We start from the raw sequence: 20,745 nt of genomic DNA on the forward strand, positions 1-20,745 counted from the left end.
TTGGTGTGCTACAAAAAAAGTAAAGTGGCACGCAGCCACTTTACTTTGCATACTCAACTGCCCGTGTTTCACGGATAACCGTTACTTTAATATGACCTGGGTAGTCAAGTTCATTTTCAATTCGTTTCGTGATATCCCGTGCCAGACGGGTAGCTTCCGCATCGTCAATCTTATCAGGTTGAACCATCACGCGAATTTCGCGTCCTGCTTGAATCGCATAAGACTTTTCTACGCCATCGAACGACTCAGAGATTTCTTCCAGTTTCTCCAAACGTCTGATATATGTTTCCAATGTCTCACGGCGTGCACCTGGGCGTGCGGCAGACAGGGCGTCGGCAGCTCCCACGAGCATAGCAATGACGGAAGTTGGTTCGGTATCACCGTGATGAGACGCAATACTGTTCACTACTACGTGATGCTCATTGTACTTCTTAGCCAGTTCTACACCGATTTCAACGTGTGAACCTTCTACTTCATGGTCAATCGCTTTTCCGATATCATGCAGCAAACCTGCACGTTTGGCCAGCTTCACATCTTCTTTCAGTTCTGCCGCCATCAAACCGGCGAGATGTGCCACTTCCATAGAGTGCTTCAGTACGTTTTGACCGTAGCTTGTACGATAACGCAAGCGTCCAAGAATCTTGATCAGATCTGGATGCAAGCCGTGAACGCCTGTTTCGAACGTTGCTTGCTCACCGTATTCACGGATTCGCTCGTCTACTTCGCGACGCGCTTTTTCCACCATTTCCTCGATGCGAGCTGGGTGAATGCGACCGTCTGCAACCAGTTTATCCAACGCTGTCTTGGCGATTTCCCGACGAATCGGGTCGAAGCCAGACAGGATGACTGCTTCTGGAGTATCGTCAATAATCAGATCGATACCAGTCAACGTCTCCAGGGCACGAATGTTACGTCCTTCGCGTCCGATAATACGTCCCTTCATCTCATCATTTGGCAGCGTAACCACAGAAACGGTTGTTTCTGCTACGTGGTCTGCTGCACATCGTTGAATGGAGGTCGTAATGATCTCACGAGCACGCTTGTCCGCTTCTTCCTTGGCCTGAGTCTCAATCTCCTTGATCATCACAGCCATTTCGTGACGGACGGTATTCTCCACATCAGTGAGAATGATCGTCTTCGCCTCATCCTGCGTCAAGCCGGAGATTCGTTCTAGCTCTGATACTTGCTCTTTATATAAGTGCTCTACCTTGCTTTGCAGTTCTGCGATGGCACGGTCACGCTCAGACAATTCTTCTTCTTTGCGCTCCAACTGTTCCATCTTGCGGTCCAACGATTCTTCTTTTTGTAGAATTCGTCGTTCCTGACGCTGGATCTCATTGCGTCGCTCACGCAATTCGGTTTCCGCTTCGGATCGAAGCTTGAACACTTCATCCTTTGCCTCCAGCACCTTCTCCTTCTTAACGGCCTCGGCGTCCCGTTTGGCTTCCTCCACGATCTGTCGTGCAGCTTCTTCTGCACTGGAGATCTTCGCTTCCGCAATCGATTTACGAGTGAAGTAGCCAGCACCCAAGCCGATCAGCAGGGCAACGAGCACAATGACAACAGTAATTATAGGATCCATAGGCTTTTTCGTTTCACCTCCTTATTGTAAGACATCTCCCCGCTTTCCAAGCATTTGTTTTTCATGGAGTGCTCTCACATTTGAACATTCGGCTAAAAAACAAGACCGATTTTACTCGGTCCGCTGAATCCGTACTGCTTTCGCACGGTTTTTCAGTTGTTTCATAGGCAACGAGTGAGCAAATCACAAAAAGTTATGATACACCAAGTAAATACAAACCTATTTTATTATTTGTGAACAAGAATTGTCAAGATCATGCAAATAGAGTTGGCACTAACTATCGCTTCTATGACGCAATTCTTCACGCATTTGTTGAATGATCGCATGGGAGAATCCCTTGCGCATCAGCATGGACAGCAGCTTGCGTTCTTCATCGGGGTTCGGTACACCCTCTATGCGTCGCACCTTCTTCTCTATCAATGCGCGAGCAGCATCTAGTTCAGCCTGCCTAGACACGCCACGTACTGCGTCCTCTACAATCGCTCTGTCCACTCCACGCTGGGTAAGCTCCATACCCAGCATATACGGGCTCCTCGGCTTCAAACGCAATCGCTCGTCTACCCATTGCTTCGCAAATGCTTCATCATCGATGTAACCGTGATCCTTGCAGCGCTGGCATATCTCTTCGGCAATCTGCGTAGAAAACCCCTTCTCTACCAAATAAGAATGCAGTTGACTGCTTGTCCGTGGACGTATGCCGAGGTATCGCAAAGCACCTAAATACGCTTTATGCTTTTCTTCTGCTATCAGAACTTCTCGGCAAAAAGCTTCATCTAATTCTGTTCCCTTAAATAGGTTGTACTTTACCAGTATGTCTTCGTGTACGGTAATGGCATACTCGCCTTCTACATCGATATGGTAGCGTTGCTTTTGTTTGATATCTCGATGAACGGCAGTGATCAGGCCGCTCTTCATGATGATTCACTCCTTCGCAAAGCTAAAATAACAGCCTGTCTCATCGACAGGCTGCTGTTTTACTTTCTTACTCCAGATCAAATGTAGGCTCTTCATCTTGCTCTGGGTCATGCTCTGCCTCTACTTCTGGAACAGAACCAGGGTTCAGGCTGAAGTATTCGCGCACTTTAGTTTCAATCTGTGATGCAATGTGCGGATTTTCCTTCAGGAAGACCTTCGAATTTTCTCTACCTTGGCCGAGTCGCTCTTCGTTGAAGGAATACCAAGCACCACTCTTTTGCACGACGTCAATCTCAGAACCGATGTCGAGAATGCTACCTTCTCTGGAAATACCTTCACCGTACATGATGTCCACTTCTGCAACCTTAAATGGTGGAGCCACTTTATTTTTGACAACTTTGATCTTCGTTTTGCTACCCAAAATGTCGTTACCGACTTTGATAGATTCCGCTTTACGAACATCCAAACGAACACTCGCGTAGAACTTCAAAGCGCGTCCACCTGGAGTTGTTTCCGGGTTACCGAACATAACTCCCACTTTTTCACGAAGCTGGTTGATGAAGATTGCAATCGTTTTGGACTTGTTGATGGCACCAGACAGCTTGCGGAGTGCTTGGGACATCAAACGTGCTTGCAAGCCTACGTGGGAATCTCCCATCTCGCCCTCGATCTCTGCTTTTGGCACGAGTGCCGCAACGGAGTCGACTACGATAATGTCTACCGCACCAGAGCGCACCAGCGCTTCCGCGATCTCCAAAGCTTGCTCACCAGTATCTGGTTGGGACAATAGCAATTCGTCGATGTTCACACCCAGCTTCGCAGCGTAAACCGGATCCAAGGCATGCTCAGCATCGATAAACGCAGCCTGTCCACCTTGTCTTTGTACTTCTGCAATCGCATGAAGTGCTACTGTTGTTTTACCAGAAGACTCTGGTCCGTAAATCTCAATAATCCGTCCACGTGGGAATCCGCCCACACCAAGTGCGATATCAAGAGCAAGCGCTCCGCTCGATACAGTAGAAATCTGAACGTTGGAAACTTCCCCCAACTTCATAATGGAACCTTTACCGAATTGCTTTTCTATTTGACGCAATGCACTCTCCAAAGCTGCGCGACGATCTGACAAATGGTACACACCCTTTCAATTTTTCGCTTCTGTTTTGCTTGTCTTCATCATACCTCGAGACAGAAGTGTTTGCCAAGTATTTTTTACGAACAAATATTCGCATCGTAAAAAAGCAGCCATTTCCTGGTTGACCCCAGTGAAATGACTGCTTTGTGTAATGCTTTCTAATTAGGAACGCTTCGCTCCGCGAGGCTTTGCAGGCTCCAGATTGATTCGTTTTCCGTTGATACGTGTTTGACGCAGTGACTCATATACGAATGCCGCTACCTCTTCTGGAACCTCAACAAATGTGAAGTTCTCGAAAATGTCGATGCGACCTACTGATTTTCCTGGGATACCCACAGATTCAGAGATCTCTCTTACCAGATCCTGTGGCTTCATGTTCGCATTTCGACCTACGTTCAGGAAGAAGCGAACCATGCCTTTTGCTGCACCCGTCTCACCAAAGTTGTATGCTTCTACTTCCTGCCCTTGTCCCGCTTCGGTATGGAATGCCAGGTGCAATGCAGCAGCAGCTACTTTTTCAGCCGGGTATTGACCTACGAGAGCCTCCGCTACTTTTTGATACATATCCGCGATTGCATCGCTTTCCAAAAGGCTAGTCAACTGTTCACGCAATTGTTCTTGTTTACGCTCAGCCACTTCCTCCAGGGAAGGAACATTGCGAGAGAGAACTTGTGCTTTTGTCTGCTTTTGGATAAACATCATTTGTCTTACTTCACGAGGAGTAACCAGCGTCATCGCAATTCCTTTGCGACCTGCGCGACCAGTACGGCCGATACGGTGTACGTAACTCTCAGAGTCTTGTGGAATATCGTAGTTGATTACGTGAGAAACGTTTCCTACGTCGATACCGCGTGCTGCTACATCTGTCGCGATCAGGAATTCAATCGAGCCCTCACGGAACGCATTCATGACCTTGTCACGTTGTGCCTGTGACAAGTCGCCATGCAAGCCGTCAGCAAGGTATCCGCGGGATTGCAGCACTTCGGACAACTCATCTACCCCGCGCTTAGTGCGGCAGAAAATGATACCCAGCTCAACATCCTCACTGTCCAAGATGCGGCAGAGGCTCTCTACTTTGTTACGGTCAAACACTTTGTAGTATACCTGTTCGATCAATGGTGCCGTTACTTCTTCACGGCTCACCGCGATCGTTTGCGGCTGTTTCATGTAACGGGTAGCCAAACGCTTGATTTCTGGCGGCATCGTCGCAGAGAACAGCAAGGTTTGACGCTCTTCTGGCATATGATTGATGATTGTCTCGATATCTTCGATGAAGCCCATGTCCAGCATTTCATCCGCTTCATCCAAAACGAGGGTATGTACGTGATCCAGCTTCAATGTTTTGCGACGCAAGTGGTCCATGACACGGCCAGGAGTACCTACAACGATTTGTACACCTTGACGCAGTGCACGAATTTGATGTCCGATCGATTGTCCGCCATAGATTGGCAGCGTACGAACTTTGTTGTATTTCGAGATACGCAAGAGCTCTCCCGCAACCTGGATAGCCAGCTCACGAGTTGGGGTCAGCACGATCGCTTGTACACGATTGGCAGGCGTAATCTTTTCTACAAGTGGAATCCCGAATGCAGCAGTCTTACCAGTACCTGTCTGTGCTTGACCAATCAGGTCACCGCCATCCAGAACTTTTGGAATGCAAGCTGCCTGAATCGGTGATGGCTCCTCGAAGCCCATATCGTGAATTGCTTGCAGAATAGATTTATGTAAAGGAAAATCGGAAAAAATCGTCATGAAAAAAATCACCTTTCTTTTTGCATTTGCAGCGCATAAAACAACGCGTATTTAGCAGCACGCCCAACGATTGCATGCCTTCTTCCGGCAAGGCGCAGCTCTTTTACAACTGTGGGCATTCCTTCAGCCGCGATCCCTACGTAAACAAGGCCAACAGGCTTGCCCTCGGAAGGATCGGGTCCAGCCACTCCCGTAACAGAAATCCCGTAAGTAGCTCCCAGCTTTTCTCGTACATGTTCAGCCAGCAACTGAGCTGTTTTCTCACTGACTGCTCCATCTGTTTGCAAAATGGAATCAGGTACTTCGAGCAGTTGATTCTTCACTTCATTAGTGTAGCAGACTACCCCTCCACGAAACACTTGCGAGCTTCCTGGCACAGAGGTAATCAACGAGGCAATCGCTCCTCCTGTGCAGCTTTCTGCACAAGCAATCGTCTCATTTCTCTTTTTTAGCTCAGAAACCAGCACGTCATGCAGCGACGAGCTCTCGCCCATCCCGTACATATACTGGCCAACACGGCTGAGAATTTCTTTTTCTACAGGCAAGATTAGGGATTCCCCTTCTTCGACTGTAGCAGCTCTTGCCGTAATGCGCAGTGTTACCTCGAATTCTTTGGCGTATGGCGCGATCGTTGGATTGTCCTGCTTTTCGATCAGATCGAGCAGTTTTTCCTCCAAAGCGGATTCGCCTATTCCGTAGAACCGGAGTACATGAGAATGAAACACTTGTTTTTCGGGGAGCAAATCGGTTAAGTAAGGCATCACGTAATTCTCCACCATTGGATACAGCTCGCTTGGTGGTCCAGGCAACAGCACGAACGTACTACTGTCATGACGGATCGCCATCCCCGGCGCCATCCCGAAATCGTTGGAGAATACATGGCTGCTAGAAAGCACCAGTGCCTGCTTACGATTGTTCTCCGTCATGACAATCCCACGTTGCGAAAAGAATTTTTCGATTCTCTCCATGGCCTCTGAATTCGTTTCCAATCCAATGCCTACATGCCCCGCCAAGGTTTCTTTCGTCAAATCATCTTGAGTCGGCCCTAGCCCACCCGTGAAAATGACGAGATCAGATCGTCCTGATGCCAATCGAATCACTTGTAGCAATCGCTCCGTGTTGTCTCCCACAACCGTATGAAAGTATACTCCCACGCCAATCTCCGCCAGCTTCTGAGAAAGAAACTGTGCGTTGGTGTTAGCGATCTGGCCTAACAAAAGTTCGGTACCTACCGCGATAATCTCCGCTCTCATCTTCCTCATCCCATTCTCTTTGAGAGTAGAAAAGCCTCTAAACTAATAGTTTATCACTTGCAAACGCTCAAGAGAAGAGTCTTGTGAAAAAAGAGACCAATACCCGCATTACGAGTATTGGATCACGTTACGATTTTTCGCAAAGTAGTCGTACCCGGAGTAAATCGTGATGATCACCATCGCCCAAGTAGCTAGTTCGTCGAACGGAATGCCGAAGAACCCAAATGGGAAGTTGCGAATCATGACAGCCGTAATTGCTACGATCTGCACCCATGTTTTCAGTTTACCCAATGCACTCGCAGCAATTACCTGTCCTTCTGCCGCAGCAACTAGCCGTAGACCAGTTACCGCAAACTCCCGGCTGATAATGACAATCGCAATCCACGCTTCCAAACGTTGCATCTCTACGAGCGAAATGAGTGCTGCAGAAATCAACAGCTTATCAGCAAGCGGGTCCAGAAACTTCCCCAAGTTCGTCACGATTTTTTTCTTCCGTGCAATATAACCGTCGAGTCCGTCCGTACTGGCTGCTAGGATAAACACCAAAGCCGCAATCAGCTCGTTATACGTCATCGTCAGGCTGCCAATCGAAAATGTCCCGATGTTGTAACGCACCAGCAGAAAAAACATAACTACCGGCACCAGGAAAATCCTGGCGAGGGTGATGCGGTTGGCGAGATTCACCTAGACTACCTCCCCGGCTAAATCGTATTCATAGGAGTGTGTAATTTTTACTTTTACGATGGTGCCCAGTTCGCCTTTAAATCCAGTGACGAATACTTCACCATCGATTTCCGGAGCGTCATACTGTGTTCTACCTACATAAATATCGTTACGTCCTTCGTAACGTTCAATCAAAACTTCCAGGACTTGACCAACAAAGCGTCCATTGCGATCTCCGGCTACTTCACGCTGAATCTCCATCAGCATGTTCGCACGTTTTTCCTTAACCTCTTCGTCTACGTGGTCAGGCAGACGGGAAGCTGGCGTGTCATCCTCGTTGGAGTAAGTAAACACACCCAGTCGATCAAAGCGGATATCCTTCACAAACTCGCTCAGGCGCTCGAAGTCTTCGTCTGTTTCCCCCGGGAACCCTACAATCAAAGAGGTACGGAGTGCCACATCTGGAACCTGCGCGCGAATTTTTTCTACCAGCGCACGAATGTCCGTCTGTCTTCCAGGGCGACGCATTCTTTTCAAAATATGGTCTTCGGAGTGCTGCAAAGGCATATCTACGTACTTGCACACTTTTGGATTGGTAGCAAAGGTATGGATCAATTCATCCGTGAAAAATCCAGGGTATGCATAGTGAAGACGAATCCACTCGATGCCCTCGACTTCTGCCAGACGGTTTAAAAGCTCAGGAAGCATCAGCTTTCCATCGTAAATATCCGTTCCGTAGTTCGTAGAATCTTGTGCGATCAGACTTACTTCTACGATACCTTGTGCAGCCAAATGACGCGCTTCTTCTACGATGGACTCAATGGTACGACTGCGGAATCCCCCACGCATCAAAGGAATCGAGCAGAACGTACAGGCGTTGTCGCAACCCTCGGCAATTTTAATATATGCAGAGTATGTGCCTTGTTTTACTTTCCGCTTCACTACATCTTCGTACGTAAAAATGGGATTTCCTACAAAAATCGGTCGCTTGCCCTCGAGAGATTCTTCGATAATACCTGTAATCGACATAAAATCGCCTGTTCCGACAATGCCGTCCACCTCAGGAATCTCATTCAAGATATCCTCTTTGTAACGTTGTGTGAGACAGCCTGCCACCACAAGCGATTTCAGTTTGCCGGATTCCTTCAATTCACCCATTTCCAGAATCTTGTTTACGGATTCTTCCTTGGCTGCATCGATGAAACCGCAGGTATTGACGATAACCACAGTTGCTTCTTCCGGGTTATCAACCAGTTCATAACCTTTTTCATCTATCAGATGGGCCATCATGTCCGAATCAACGAGATTCTTTTCACAGCCCAGCGTAACAATCGCTACTTTTTCACGCGTGCCTACCTTCTCTGTCATCTTTTTTCCTCCAATTGGTCACACCAACCCATATTACACCTATCCAGTATAATATAAGCCTCAAGGAAGTGTCAAAACAGAGAAAAGTACAAAAGGCAAGCATATGCTTGCCTACTGGGTGACCGCCTCTTTTACTTTCATCGTAATATTGGACGGCATTGACTTCATTTTAGACGTGTCTACCAAGACTCCGTTAACCTTCAATTCCACTACAGTCGGTTTGCCCAAACGAATATAAGCGGATTTCCCCAGCTCAATCGTTTTTTCCTGATCCTTCTTGAGCGTGCCCTGCTCGACATAAGTTTTGCCTTTTCCTTCCGAAATACCAAACCAGCTTGTTTCTTCTTTCACCTTCAGATAAACCGTGATTTTTTCTCCACCTTGCAAGGAATAGTTATACATCGATCCTTGCTGCGATTCGAATGTGATGGTTGCCTGAGGAGTATCCGTAACGGACTCAGGTGGGTTTGTTCCTGTTTCGGGAGTCGGTGTGGTAATAGCAGGAGGCTTCGGTTGTTGAGCAATCGGGGATGTTGACGCTCCACCACCATTGCCAGGCGTGACAATTTCAGCTCCAGGGTTAACTGCTCCACCCGGCATTGGCTGAGTCATCTGACCTCCGTTGTTGTTGACAACAGCGAAATAAATAACCCCGAAAATCAAGGCAATAAACAATACGAGCAAGGTTTTGGTAACCCATCGCCCCGCTTGTAATGGATTGTTCGCTGAAGCAACTCGTCTGCGACGCAGTCGTTCTACTTGCTCTGTAGGTGGCTGGGCCGGCAAATCGGACTGAAAGTGAGTCAGGATGTGGTTCGGGTCTAGACCGACAGCTTCCGCATAACTCTTTATAAATGCACGCGCGTAAAAGTGGCCAGGAAGTACGTGAAAATGACCCCTTTCAATGGCTTCCAAATATCGCCGCTGTATCTTGGTGATACGTTGGATGTCGTCGAGCGTGATTCCTTTTTCTTCGCGGGCCCTTTGTAGGACTTGACCTAGCTCAGACACAGCTGCCCCTCCTTAATTCATTTCGAAATTATCAAAGCCGCGATTGTTGATAAGCTCATATGTAATCTCTTCATCCGGATGATGACGCAGCTCAATAATGTAATGGAAATCATCAAGTTGGTACTCTGATTCCCTTACGAATATATCCGGATGCTCAATGATCTTTGCGGCAGGAAAGTTCATAATCTCCCGTAGCAAGGTAAAGTGCTTTTCTGTCGATCGCAGCGTTGAGACAATTCCATCTATCAAATATACATGATCAGTAGACATTTCATCAATGGCTAAGGAGCTACGCACCGTCTGGCGCAACAAAGTAGAGGAAATGAATGTCCAACGTTTATTGGCGGATACGCTGGCTGCAATCATGGATTCTGTCTTCCCTACGCGAGGCATGCCACGAATCCCGATGAGCTGGTGACCTTCCCTCTTCAGGATTTCTGCCATGAAATCGACCAGCAAGCCCAGCTCCTCACGAACAAAGCGAAATGTTTTTTTGTCCTCGCTATCCCGTTCAATATAGCGACCGTGGCGTACAGCCAATCGATCCAGCATGGTCGGGGGACGTAACCTCGTTATGGTTATGTTGTCCATTTTTTGCACAACGTTGCGCAAAACCTCCATTTTTTCATCATCATCGGTCAAGAGCAGCATACCTCGACGCATGGTATCCACACCATTGATCGTCACGATATTGATGTTCAACATCCCCAGAATAGAAGATACGTCCCCTAAGAGACCGGGACGGTTACGGGCAATCTCATACTCCATGTACCATTCTTTCTTCGCTTCCATATGTAATCCTCTCCGCCAACCAGAATTCTCTTCTTATGTAGTATATCACGTTCGTTTCATTCGACAATCGCGAAAAGAAAAATCCCCAAAAGTAGGGGATTTAAATGGCTAGCTGCCAGCGTTCGCGTCATTGCGATTCTGAACAAGCTTCACCATGAGTGATGCCAAAGCTTGTTGCTGCTGTTGATCACCTGCATCCCACAGCTGTTTCAACAGACGCTCCTGATCGTTTTTCGGGTCTACTTGCTCAGACAGATAGCTACCGATTTGATAAGCTACATTTTGAAGCGTATCGCTTTCCATCCCGGCTTGTTTCGCTTGTTCTACCCGATCTCCGAGAAACGCTTTCCAGTCGCTGAAATTGTCAAGAATCGACATAGGGAAATTCCCTCCTTTTGTACGTTGCGAACAGATTTGCTGCCCACACAAAAGGTAGAATTCCATCATTTCTCGTATTTTATTCATGCATACTTCTCTTCTACGTGTACCATCCACCGTTTGGACTAATCACTTGACCCGTCACATAACTGGAATCCGCCGAAAGCAAAAAGCGCACGACTGCGGCTACTTCATAGGGTTGTCCGAGACGGTTGGCAGGTATTTCTTCCGCGATCATTTCCATTTCATCTGGTGCAAAACGCTCCATCATGCCACCAGCAATTGCTCCAGGAGCGACTGCATTTACCGTGATTCCGTTTGGGGCCATTTCCTTTGCCAGGGCTTTGGTGAACGTATTGATTGCTCCTTTAGTCATGGAATACAGCACCTCACACGAACCGCCTGTCAGCCCCCAAATGGAAGAAATGTTGACGATGCGCCCATACCTTGCACGCAGCATGGCTGGAACAGCAGCTTGGCAGACCAAAAAAGCGGATCGAACATTGAGTGCGATGAGCTCATCGAATTTCTCGACAGTCACATCCGTAAATAAGCCGACATCATCCACTGAGGCGTTGTTTACGATCAACAAAGGTGCAACCTGCATCTGTGCAAACATAGCCGCAATTTGCTGTGGATCCCGTAGATCAGCTTGGAGGATGCCGTACGGAACGCCTCTCTCCTGGCATTTTTGCACCAACGGCTCCAATTTTTCTATATTTCGATTGTAATGCAGATAAAGGGGAACCCCCGCATCAATCAGGTAGGTAGCGATCGCCTGCCCGATCTCTCCGGAAGCTCCCGTAATTAACGCCCATGGCGTCTCTTGCTTGAACATGAATACATTACTCCTGTGGCGAAGCGGAACGAACGATGGAAACAGCCATCTGCTCGATTAAAAAATGCTCCTTCAAACGTTTTTCCACATCTTCGCGTGTGATCGACTCCAACGTCGGCACAACGGAAAACAGATCATTTCCGTTAAATTTGAAGCTGGTAAACTGGTTAGCGATAAACTCCACGGAGTTTAGAGAACGCAGGAAGTTTCCGATTTTTTTACGCTTTGCACGCTCAAAATCATCCTGGGCTATACCATTTTGCTTCAACTGTTCGATTTCTGCTTTGATCGTTTCCACTAAACGCTCTGGATCAGGTGTATCTCCACCAATGATCGTATAGGCATAATCCTGCTCACTACTGTAGTCAAAATCAAAGCTTTCCGTAATCAACTCGCTGTCATACAAACGCTCATAGACAGCGGAGCTTGTGCCGAACGCGATGTCCAATACTAGTTTAGTAGTCAACTCGCGTTTTAACAAGGCTTCCTTGGTTAGACCGTTTTCCTTTTCCTTGATTCCAATCATGCATTTGGGCAAGCCAACTGTTAGAAACGCTTCTACTTTTGCTTCCGCTGGAGCTGATGGCTCTTCAGGAAAAACGCGTGTGATTTGTGGCGCAGGAGGAAACTCCTTTGCTCCCTGATTTTCTCGAATGAGCTTCATGATCGCTTCTGGCTCGAAGGAACCCACGACCAATAGGAGCATATTGGCTGGATGATAAAACGTTTCATAGCACTGATACAAATATTCTTTTGTAATATGAGAAATCGTCTCGATCGTACCCGCAATCTCAATGTTAATCGGATACTTTTGGTACATGGCCTTTAAGAGGTTCATGTACACCTTCCAGTCAGGATTGTCATCGTACATGGTGATTTCCTGGCCGATGATTCCTTTTTCCTTTTCTACACTGGCATCTGTAAAATACGGGTCCTGTACATAGTCGAGCAGCAGATTCAGATTGTCATCTAGCTTATCTGTGCACGAAAACAAATAAGCTGTACGATTGAAGCTCGTGAACGCATTGCAGCTCGCCCCGTTTTTACTGAATTCGTGCATGACATCCCGATCTTTTTTCTCAAACATTTTGTGCTCAAGAAAATGCGCAATGCCGTCAGGGACATTGATTTCTTCCCCGCTTCGGGTTCGGAAATGGCTATCAATGGAGCCGTAGCGCGTAGTGAACACAGCGTATGTTTTGCTGAAGCCTTGTTTGGGAACCAAATAGACTTGCAATCCATTTTGGAGAGCTTCATGATATACCGTTTCATTTACTTGTTCAAAGACAGTGGTCTGCATCTTATGCCTCTCCCTTCTTGTCCCGTAGCAGATAAATCGTGTCGATCGTCACCTTGCTCGCTACTTTCTTGATATCCTCAATGGTCGCTTGGTTGATCCCCGCCAAAAGCTCTTCGATTTTCCGAGGACGTCCGCTAATTACACCGTTGTACGTAAATTCAATCATGCCGCGAGCACTGTCCAGCAGTTCACGGAACTGGTTAGACAAAGTCGCCCGCGTCTGGCTCATTTCCTCTTCCGTGATGGTTCCTTGTTGCATCAGATCAAGCTGCTGCTTAATAATCTCAACTGCACGCTGATATTTGCTAACATCAATCCCAGACATAATCATGAGAATCCCTTTGTGACTCTCTAGTCTGGAAACGGCATAGTAAGCGAGACTCTCTTTTTCACGGACGTTGACAAACAGCTTGGAGTGAGGAAAACCACCTAATATCCCGTTGAACAAGAGCAGCGTCGGGTAATCGTCATCCTTATAAGTGATCTGCGTGCGGCAGCCGATATTGAGCTTTGCTTGGTTGACATCCAGTCGATCGATCACTTCGCGTTGAGCTGATACATTCTTCGCCGTCAATGCGATCTGCAGTTCACCTACGTGGGAGCGCTCCAATGGGATATGCTTGCGAATTGCCTCGCTCACTTCCTGCTGATCAACGTCGCCCACCACGAACATATTGATCGGATTCGTCGTCGTTACTTCTTTAAAATATTGATACAACTCCTGACCGGAGATCTTCGGCAAATCCGTCACGCGCCCTTGGACGAGAAGAGCGAATGGTTCGCCTTTACACATTTCTTCTGTCACACGTTGGTTCGCATATTTCATTTTGTCGTCGATCAAACTCTCCATCCGTTTACGTAGCGTCTCTTTTTCCTGTGCCAAGTACTTTTCGGAAAAAGCGTTGTTTTGTATATACGGTCTAACGAGCATATCTCCTACGAATTCGATGGCCTGCTCCAAAAGAGAGGCTTCATTGGACAAATATTTTTCATTCGGGACTTCCATGTAAATTTGCAGGATTTGTCGCTCGCCTTTTTTGGTGACATCTACATCAAAAATAGCACCATACAGGAAATCCAAATGTGCTCGCAATAGCTTCGTTTCTGGAAAACGAGCGCTGGCACGTTTCATGACCATCGCAAGCAATGCTGTTTTCGTTACGTGCTCCTCCGATAGCGCCTGTTCAATCATCGTCACGATCGTCGTTGTCTTGAACTTTTCGGTTGGAAGGATATGTACGTTCATCCCATTGATTTGGGAGCTTTGAAATGCAATTTCGGTTGTAGAAGCAGTCATAGTCCAATCTCCCTTCTCCATCAGCTTACTCATACTCTTCTCTATTGTAACCAATTGTCAGGGCATCAAGCATCAGAATCTTCCATTATATATCCCAGTCCTTCATCCTATGCGCTCACGCAAGTCCCGTAATACGCAAATCACAGCGCTTCCCTATGTACAAAAAAGAGCGAACGACACCTTTTTACGAAGGGCGTTCACTCTTTTCCTTTACATATCCATTGCATCCCACTCTCGAGGATCATCTGATGTGCTATGCTCTTCAACAAATCGACCACAATCAGACGAGAGACAGAGCATGCCATCCAACTGCTCATCGTGAAAGGGTAAGCCGTGGCTTCCCCCACAGTACGGACAAGTCCACATACGAAGGGCCTCCTTTTATTCGTAAAGGTACTCCGTAGTAGTTTGTCCCAATATTAGAGGGGACTCTCCACTTTATTTTGCTCCCAAATACGCAAGTAATCATACGGATCGATCGCTTTCCCGGTGCTGTTACGATAGAGGCCAAAATGCAGGTGAGGTTCAAACATTCCCACTGTACCAGTTCCACCGTAGCCTGTATCTCCAACAAAACCGATCAGTTGTCCAGCTTTTATCGTTTTCCCTATAAACAATCCTGGTGCATACGCCTGCAAATGAGCGTAATACATCCGATATTGACCGTTCTCATCCGTAATGTTTACTCTCCAACCACCATACGTATTCCAGCCCACTTTGTTGATCGTCCCATCAGATACCGAGTAAATCGGCGTTCCTTTCGGTGCCATAATGTCGATGCCTTCGTGACTACGGACACTGCCGCTATTCGTCTCCGTCCACTCTCGATCAGACCCGAAGCTATCCCCATACGGCTCATACCAGCTATTATCGTGGAAAGGAAACCGAAATTGGTCTCCAATCAATTGATCATCCGCAACTTTTGTGGCAATGGGATGCTCAGCTCGTTGTGCACCTTCTGGCAAAAATAAAATTTGACCCACCAGTAGCTCATCAGAAGAGAGAGGATTATTTTTCTGAATAGCATTCATGCTCGTGTCGTGGCTAGCTGCAATTTTTGATAAGGTATCACCCTGTTGAACGACATACGGATTCAAAGAGTATTTCACACTCGCAGCCTTGTCCTCCACAGGTTTGGATTGTATGTATGCAACGGCCGACATCTCATCCCATTGAACTTGATAGCCAAATGCCTCTGAGATAAACCGGATCGGAACAAGCGTCCGCTTATCCACAATGATGGGAGAGACATCCATCTTCAAGCGTTTTCCATCAACATACGCAGTCTGGCTTCCAATTGTAAGGGTGATATGCTTGCCTTTTTTGTTGAGCATTACTTTTTGTGTTTGGGCTTCGTAGCTTACTTCTGATCCTGTCGCCTCCGCTACTATCCGGATCGGAACGAGCATGCGTCCATTTTGATGGATGGGCGATACATCTGATTGGACTCCCCTTCCATCGACAACGACTGAAATGACCGGTCCTGGCTCTTTTGCTGAAACCATTCCACCGGATACGGCTATCATCAGGCAAAAGACAAAAGCGCCTAGAATCCTGTTCCATCGATAACTGCTGTACGTATGTAGACAGCGGTTCATCTTTTTCCCTCCCCACAGATAATTTGCAAAAACGGTTAGGACCGTTTTTTGCGGACCGCAAGCAGTCACAAAAATTATCGCACAGAGGAAGTGACAGGTTCTAGACGCTAAATTTTGTCAACGAATGATTAACGAGATCCCGTATCGTAAGGTTTGCCGAGGGCCGCTGGAGCACTGGATCGCCCTACCAGACCAGCCATCACGAGAATCGTCAGTACGTACGGAAGCATGAAGATAAATTCAGTAGGAATGTAATTGGTCAATCCGAAGATTTGCACCAAAGACTTGATCGCTTGAGCGACACCAAAGAACAAAGCTGCTCCCATCGCACCCATTGGATGCCATTTACCAAAGATCAAGGCCGCAATCGCGATAAACCCTTGTCCGGAAACCGTGTTATGGGAAAAGTTACTGGTTGTCGTCAAAGAAATGGTAGCTCCACCCAATGCAGCCAGCATACCACTGATCATAACAGCCGTGTAACGCATTCTCTTTACATTGATCCCTACTGTATCAGCAGCACGCGGATGCTCACCAACTGAACGCAAGCGCAATCCGAATGGTGTCTTAAATACAATATACCAAGTAAGGAAAACGGCAATGAAAGCTAGATAGCTAGTAGGATACGCCTCAAAAATGGCATGTCCGATGTACGGAATTTCACTCAATCCAGGAATACTGAATTTGTTAAACACAGTGTTCAATGTTGTTGTCTGGCCTGCTCCGTCGAAAATAATTTTGGTCAGGTAGATAGAAAGCCCAGCTGCCAGGAAGTTCAGGGCCACACCACTGACAGTCTGATCCGCTTTAAATGTAACAGAAGCAACGGCATGCGGGAGTGCAAAAATAGAACCGGCAATCCCTGCCGCAATAAATCCGACCCACGGTGCCCAAGCACCCAGTGAATCTTGGAAAGCATAGGTCATTACGGCACCAGTAAAAGCACCGATAATCATCATACCTTCTAGCGCAATGTTCACGACACCAGAACGCTCGGAGTACAGTCCACCCAATGCGGCAAAAATCAAGGCAGTGGAAAACACGATGGTATCATGAACGAGGTTGCTGAGAATTAATCCCCAATCCATCAGTGTCCACCTTCCTTTTTCTTCATCAAGATCGGCTTAACGAAAATTTTCACGATGCCATGTGCAGCAACGAAGAAAATAACAGAAGCAATTACAACACGAATCAACTCAAACGGTACACCCGCACTAAACTGCATGCCGCTCGCACCGAATGTGAGAACCCCAAACAATATAGCAGCAAGGATAACCCCGAATGGTGTATTTCCGCCAATCAATGCTACCGCAATTCCATCAAAGCCATAGCCCGTATGCTGCGTCATGATCGCTTGATAGTGGAATACGCCCAAAATCTCAGTAGCTCCACCAATTCCTGCAAACATACCACCAATGAACATGGCCTTTACAACATTACGATTCACGTTCATACCAGCATACTCAGAAGCATGCGGATTCAAACCAACGGAACGCAATTCAAAACCAGATTTTGTTTTCCAAAGAATGATATAGAAGAAAATAGCTGCGAGTACGGCAATCAGTGTACCCCAGTGTAAACGAGCATTGTCAAACATTTCGGCGAGCCATCCAATGGTAATGATCGCAGAATCCTTTACTTCTTCGGATGTTTGTTTGCCTGCTGGAATAAAGAAAGCATTCATGACCCAGTTTGCAAAGTAAAGAGCTACCCAGTTCAACATGATGCTGGTAATAACCTCATTGACACCACGAGCTGCTTTCAAATAACCGGCAATGGCACCCCACAAGCCACCTGCTACAGCACCTGCAAGGATAGCAAGTGGAGCATGAATGATAGCTGGAAGGTCAAACGAAACACCTACGACAGTAGAAGCAATCATCCCTACGATAAATTGACCTTCTGCCCCGATGTTAAAGAGACCTGTACGGAATGCAAACGCCACAGCCAAACCTGTAAAGATCAAAGGCGTAATTTGGCGAATGGTTTCACCAAAGTTATACGCGCTTCCAAATACTTTTTTAATCAAAGCCGTATAGGCATCGATTGGGTTAAATCCACCTGCCAGCATTGCGATTGCTCCAGTCAAAAGACCAAGAAGGATCGCAACGGCAGGAACGAGAAACGATTCTTTCGTGAAGACCGCAATAACTCTATTCATCGTTTCCCCCTCCTTGCATTACTTTTCCGCCGGACATCATCAAGCCGAGCTCTTGTTCCGTTGTCGATTTAGCATCGACAATCCCCACAATGGCGCCCTCATAAATAACCGCAATCCGGTCGGACACATTGATAACCTCATCCAACTCCAAGGAAAGCAAGAGAACCGCTTTTCCCTGATCGCGTTGATCAATTAGTCTGCGATGAATGAATTCGATAGCCCCTACATCCAAGCCACGAGTAGGTTGTGCCGCAATCAGCAAATCCGGGTTCTTGTCCACTTCGCGGGCAATAATTGCCTTTTGTTGGTTTCCTCCCGACAGTGCTCGTGCTGGTGTGTAAATACTCGGAGTCCGAACGTCGAATTCTTCGATAAGCTTGGCCGCATGCTTGTCAATGGCGCCATAATCAAGAAAACCGCCTTTGCAAAACGTTGGATGGAAGTACGTTTCCAATACCATATTTTCACTCATGGTGAAATCAAGAACCAATCCTCGTTTATGTCGGTCTTCAGGAATATGAGACAATCCTGATTCCGAGATGTTTCGCGGATTTTGATTCGTAATTTCTTTGCCATTAAGAAGGACACGCCCACTTGTTGCTTTACGCAAGCCAGTTAATACTTCAATCAGTTCACTTTGGCCGTTTCCGTCGACTCCAGCAATTCCGAGAATTTCACCAGCACGAACCTCTAAGCTGAGATTGTTCAGTGCATTCACACCTCGGTTACCCATCGCAGTCAAGTTCTCTACAGCCAAGATCGTTTCTTTTGGTTTTGCTTCCGTTTTATCCACGCGGAAGTTTACTTCACGACCAACCATTTTTGCAGCCAAGTCGTCTGGATTCGTATCTTTTACCCATACGGAGTCAATGACTTTTCCTCGACGAATGATCGTAACCGCGTCACATACTGCCATAATTTCTTTTAGCTTGTGCGTGATCAGGATAATCGTCTTACCTTCTTTTACCAAGTTATGCATGATCTCGATAAGTTCATGGATTTCCTGCGGCGTCAATACAGCCGTAGGCTCATCAAAAATCAAGATGTCCGCGCCGCGATAAAGCGTTTTCAAAATCTCTACGCGCTGCTGCATCCCTACGGAGATATCCTGGATTTTTGCTCTCGGATCAACTTTGAGCCCGTATTGATTCGACAGTTTTTCTACCGCTTTCTCAGCGCTTTGAATATCTATCTTCAACCCGTTTTTCGGTTCATTTCCTAGCACAATGTTTTCAGTGACTGTAAATGTTTCTACGAGCATAAAATGTTGGTGAACCATTCCAATACCAAGTTCGTTTGCAACCCTTGGACTGGTGATCTGTACAACTTTCTCGTTAATCAGAATTTCGCCTTCATCCGGCTGATATAGACCGAACAAGATATTCATGAGTGTGGACTTACCTGCGCCATTCTCTCCAAGCAGCGCATGAATTTCACCTTTACCTACAGACAGTGTAATACTGTCGTTCGCAACAATGCCTGGGAACCGTTTTGTGATCCCTCTCATTTCAACCACTTTTTTTACCGAGTTCATGCATGCTCACCCCATTTTTCGGGTCTATTGTGAAGGTAAAGGACAAGGCCAGTAGCTCGAACCAGCCTTGTCCTTTTGCAGCTTCCTTAGTTTTTACTTGTCAGGAACTGTGATTTCGCCTTTAACGATTTTTTGCTTGTATTCTTCAACCAGCTTCAGTACGTCTTCAGGAACGTTCTTCGTAGAAGTGTCAGCCAGACCTACACCGTTTTCAGCCAGTCCGAGCCATTGTACTCCGCCTTTGAATTTACCCTCAGACAGGTCTTTCGCTACACGAATAACTGCTTCGTCAACACGTTTTACCATGGAAGTCAAAGTGATTTCGTCGCCGAAAGTCAGGGATTGGTCTTTGTCAACACCGATTACCCATACGTTCTCGCCTTTAGCTTTACGGTCTTTTGCTTCGTTGAACACACCGTCGCCTGTACCGCCGGAAGCGTGGAATATGATGTCCACACCTTGACCGTACATGGAGGAAGCCGTGGATTTACCCATGTCTGGTTTATCAAAAGCACCCGTGTAAACTTTCACTACTTGAATGCTTGGATCTACAGCTTTTACGCCCGCTTCGAAACCAAGGTCAAAACGTTTGATTACTGGGATGTCAACGCCACCCACGAATCCAACCTTTTTCGTTTTGGTCATTTTCGCTGCAACTACCCCAGCGAGGAAGGAGCCTTCATGCTCTTTAAAGAGTACGGATGCAACGTTAGGAGCATCAACTTCAGCGTCGATGATCGCCAATTTTGCGTCTTTGTTTTCATCTGCTACTTTTTTCAGGTGGTCACCCATCAGGAAGCCGATACCCCAAGTTAGATCCCAACCGTCTTTTACGAATTGAGTCAGGTTTGGTACATAGTCAGCATCTGATTTTGATTGCAGATAGTTTACGTTTTCTTTCGGGAGATTCAAATCGGTTTGGAGTTTTTGCAGCCCTTCCCAAGCACTCTGGTTAAAGGAGTTGTCGTTTACACCGCCAACGTCTGTAACCATACCTACTTTGATAGCTTTAGCGGCTGGAGCGCCTCCATTGCTACCAGTTTGGCCTTGAGGCTGTGCTTCTGGTTTGCTTCCGCACCCAGCGAGAACGAGCGACAGGCTGAGCGTTGCCACAGAAAGCACGGATAGAACTTTCTTCATCTGAGATTACCCCCTGTTTTTAGTTGATGAA

General features: G+C 46.9%; 19 protein-coding genes. All 19 read right to left on the reverse strand.

Going from position 1 to position 20,745, the window contains the following annotated elements; all coding sequences use genetic code 11:
* Positions 1 to 40: 40 nt before the first annotated feature.
* Positions 41 to 1,582 (reverse strand): ribonuclease Y, encoded by a 1,542-nt coding sequence (rny, locus tag ASG16_RS29950; RefSeq protein ID WP_007719154.1) that lies wholly within the window; start codon positions 1,580 to 1,582, stop codon positions 41 to 43.
* A gap of 273 nt (positions 1,583 to 1,855) precedes the next feature.
* A complete protein-coding gene (locus ASG16_RS29955) occupies positions 1,856 to 2,497 on the reverse strand; it encodes a RecX family transcriptional regulator (RefSeq protein WP_056488304.1) in 642 nt (213 codons plus the stop codon).
* A 67-nt stretch (positions 2,498 to 2,564) separates the two neighbouring features.
* Positions 2,565 to 3,623 carry a recombinase RecA gene (gene recA, locus ASG16_RS29960; protein ID WP_048033393.1) on the reverse strand — a complete coding sequence of 353 codons (1,059 nt, stop codon included), beginning with the start codon at positions 3,621 to 3,623 and terminating at the stop codon, positions 2,565 to 2,567.
* A gap of 168 nt (positions 3,624 to 3,791) precedes the next feature.
* A complete protein-coding gene (locus ASG16_RS29965) occupies positions 3,792 to 5,381 on the reverse strand; it encodes a DEAD/DEAH box helicase (protein ID WP_056488308.1) in 1,590 nt (529 codons plus the stop codon).
* Between the two features lie 8 nt (positions 5,382 to 5,389).
* Positions 5,390 to 6,634: a competence/damage-inducible protein A gene (locus tag ASG16_RS29970; protein ID WP_056488312.1), complete on the reverse strand. Its 1,245-nt coding sequence runs from the start codon at positions 6,632 to 6,634 to the stop codon at positions 5,390 to 5,392.
* 108 nt (positions 6,635 to 6,742) lie between these two features.
* Entirely contained in the window at positions 6,743 to 7,318 is a 576-nt protein-coding gene (gene pgsA, locus ASG16_RS29975; RefSeq protein ID WP_056488315.1) for a CDP-diacylglycerol--glycerol-3-phosphate 3-phosphatidyltransferase, read from the reverse strand.
* Complete coding sequence (gene rimO, locus ASG16_RS29980; RefSeq protein WP_056488318.1) at positions 7,319 to 8,665, reverse strand: 30S ribosomal protein S12 methylthiotransferase RimO; 1,347 nt, start codon at positions 8,663 to 8,665, stop codon at positions 7,319 to 7,321.
* 111 nt (positions 8,666 to 8,776) lie between these two features.
* The gene (locus ASG16_RS29985) at positions 8,777 to 9,676 is read right to left on the reverse strand and encodes a helix-turn-helix domain-containing protein (protein WP_048033398.1); all 900 of its coding nucleotides are present in this window, start codon (positions 9,674 to 9,676) and stop codon (positions 8,777 to 8,779) included.
* Between the two features lie 12 nt (positions 9,677 to 9,688).
* Entirely contained in the window at positions 9,689 to 10,468 is a 780-nt protein-coding gene (locus tag ASG16_RS29990; RefSeq protein ID WP_015891684.1) for a YmfK family protein, read from the reverse strand.
* Between the two features lie 108 nt (positions 10,469 to 10,576).
* Entirely contained in the window at positions 10,577 to 10,846 is a 270-nt protein-coding gene (locus ASG16_RS29995; protein WP_048033399.1) for a DUF3243 domain-containing protein, read from the reverse strand.
* Positions 10,847 to 10,946: 100 nt separating this feature from the next.
* A complete protein-coding gene (gene ymfI / locus ASG16_RS30000) occupies positions 10,947 to 11,684 on the reverse strand; it encodes an elongation factor P 5-aminopentanone reductase (protein WP_056488321.1) in 738 nt (245 codons plus the stop codon).
* Between the two features lie 7 nt (positions 11,685 to 11,691).
* Complete coding sequence (gene yfmH, locus ASG16_RS30005; RefSeq protein ID WP_048033401.1) at positions 11,692 to 12,984, reverse strand: EF-P 5-aminopentanol modification-associated protein YfmH; 1,293 nt, start codon at positions 12,982 to 12,984, stop codon at positions 11,692 to 11,694.
* Between the two features lies 1 nt (position 12,985).
* On the reverse strand, positions 12,986 to 14,281 hold the full coding sequence (yfmF, locus tag ASG16_RS30010; protein ID WP_056488324.1) for an EF-P 5-aminopentanol modification-associated protein YfmF: 1,296 nt from the start codon (positions 14,279 to 14,281) through the stop codon (positions 12,986 to 12,988).
* Positions 14,282 to 14,491: 210 nt separating this feature from the next.
* Positions 14,492 to 14,647, reverse strand: coding sequence for a hypothetical protein (locus ASG16_RS31115; protein WP_164724468.1), 156 nt, complete (start codon positions 14,645 to 14,647; stop codon positions 14,492 to 14,494).
* Between the two features lie 53 nt (positions 14,648 to 14,700).
* Positions 14,701 to 15,879, reverse strand: coding sequence for a stalk domain-containing protein (locus ASG16_RS30015; protein ID WP_056488327.1), 1,179 nt, complete (start codon positions 15,877 to 15,879; stop codon positions 14,701 to 14,703).
* Positions 15,880 to 16,007: 128 nt separating this feature from the next.
* The gene (locus ASG16_RS30020) at positions 16,008 to 16,967 is read right to left on the reverse strand and encodes an ABC transporter permease (RefSeq protein WP_048033404.1); all 960 of its coding nucleotides are present in this window, start codon (positions 16,965 to 16,967) and stop codon (positions 16,008 to 16,010) included.
* Positions 16,967 to 18,040 (reverse strand): ABC transporter permease, encoded by a 1,074-nt coding sequence (locus ASG16_RS30025; protein ID WP_056488331.1) that lies wholly within the window; start codon positions 18,038 to 18,040, stop codon positions 16,967 to 16,969. The genes ASG16_RS30020 and ASG16_RS30025 overlap by 1 nt, the downstream gene beginning before the upstream one ends.
* Positions 18,033 to 19,574 carry an ABC transporter ATP-binding protein gene (locus ASG16_RS30030; protein WP_056488334.1) on the reverse strand — a complete coding sequence of 514 codons (1,542 nt, stop codon included), beginning with the start codon at positions 19,572 to 19,574 and terminating at the stop codon, positions 18,033 to 18,035. Before ASG16_RS30030 ends, ASG16_RS30025 begins: the two co-directional genes overlap by 8 nt.
* A gap of 93 nt (positions 19,575 to 19,667) precedes the next feature.
* Positions 19,668 to 20,714 (reverse strand): BMP family lipoprotein, encoded by a 1,047-nt coding sequence (locus ASG16_RS30035; protein WP_048033407.1) that lies wholly within the window; start codon positions 20,712 to 20,714, stop codon positions 19,668 to 19,670.
* Positions 20,715 to 20,745: the final 31 nt, after the last annotated feature.

The sequence above is a fragment of the Brevibacillus sp. Leaf182 genome (assembly GCF_001423865.2).
In the GTDB taxonomy this organism is placed as follows: domain Bacteria; phylum Bacillota; class Bacilli; order Brevibacillales; family Brevibacillaceae; genus Brevibacillus; species Brevibacillus brevis_C.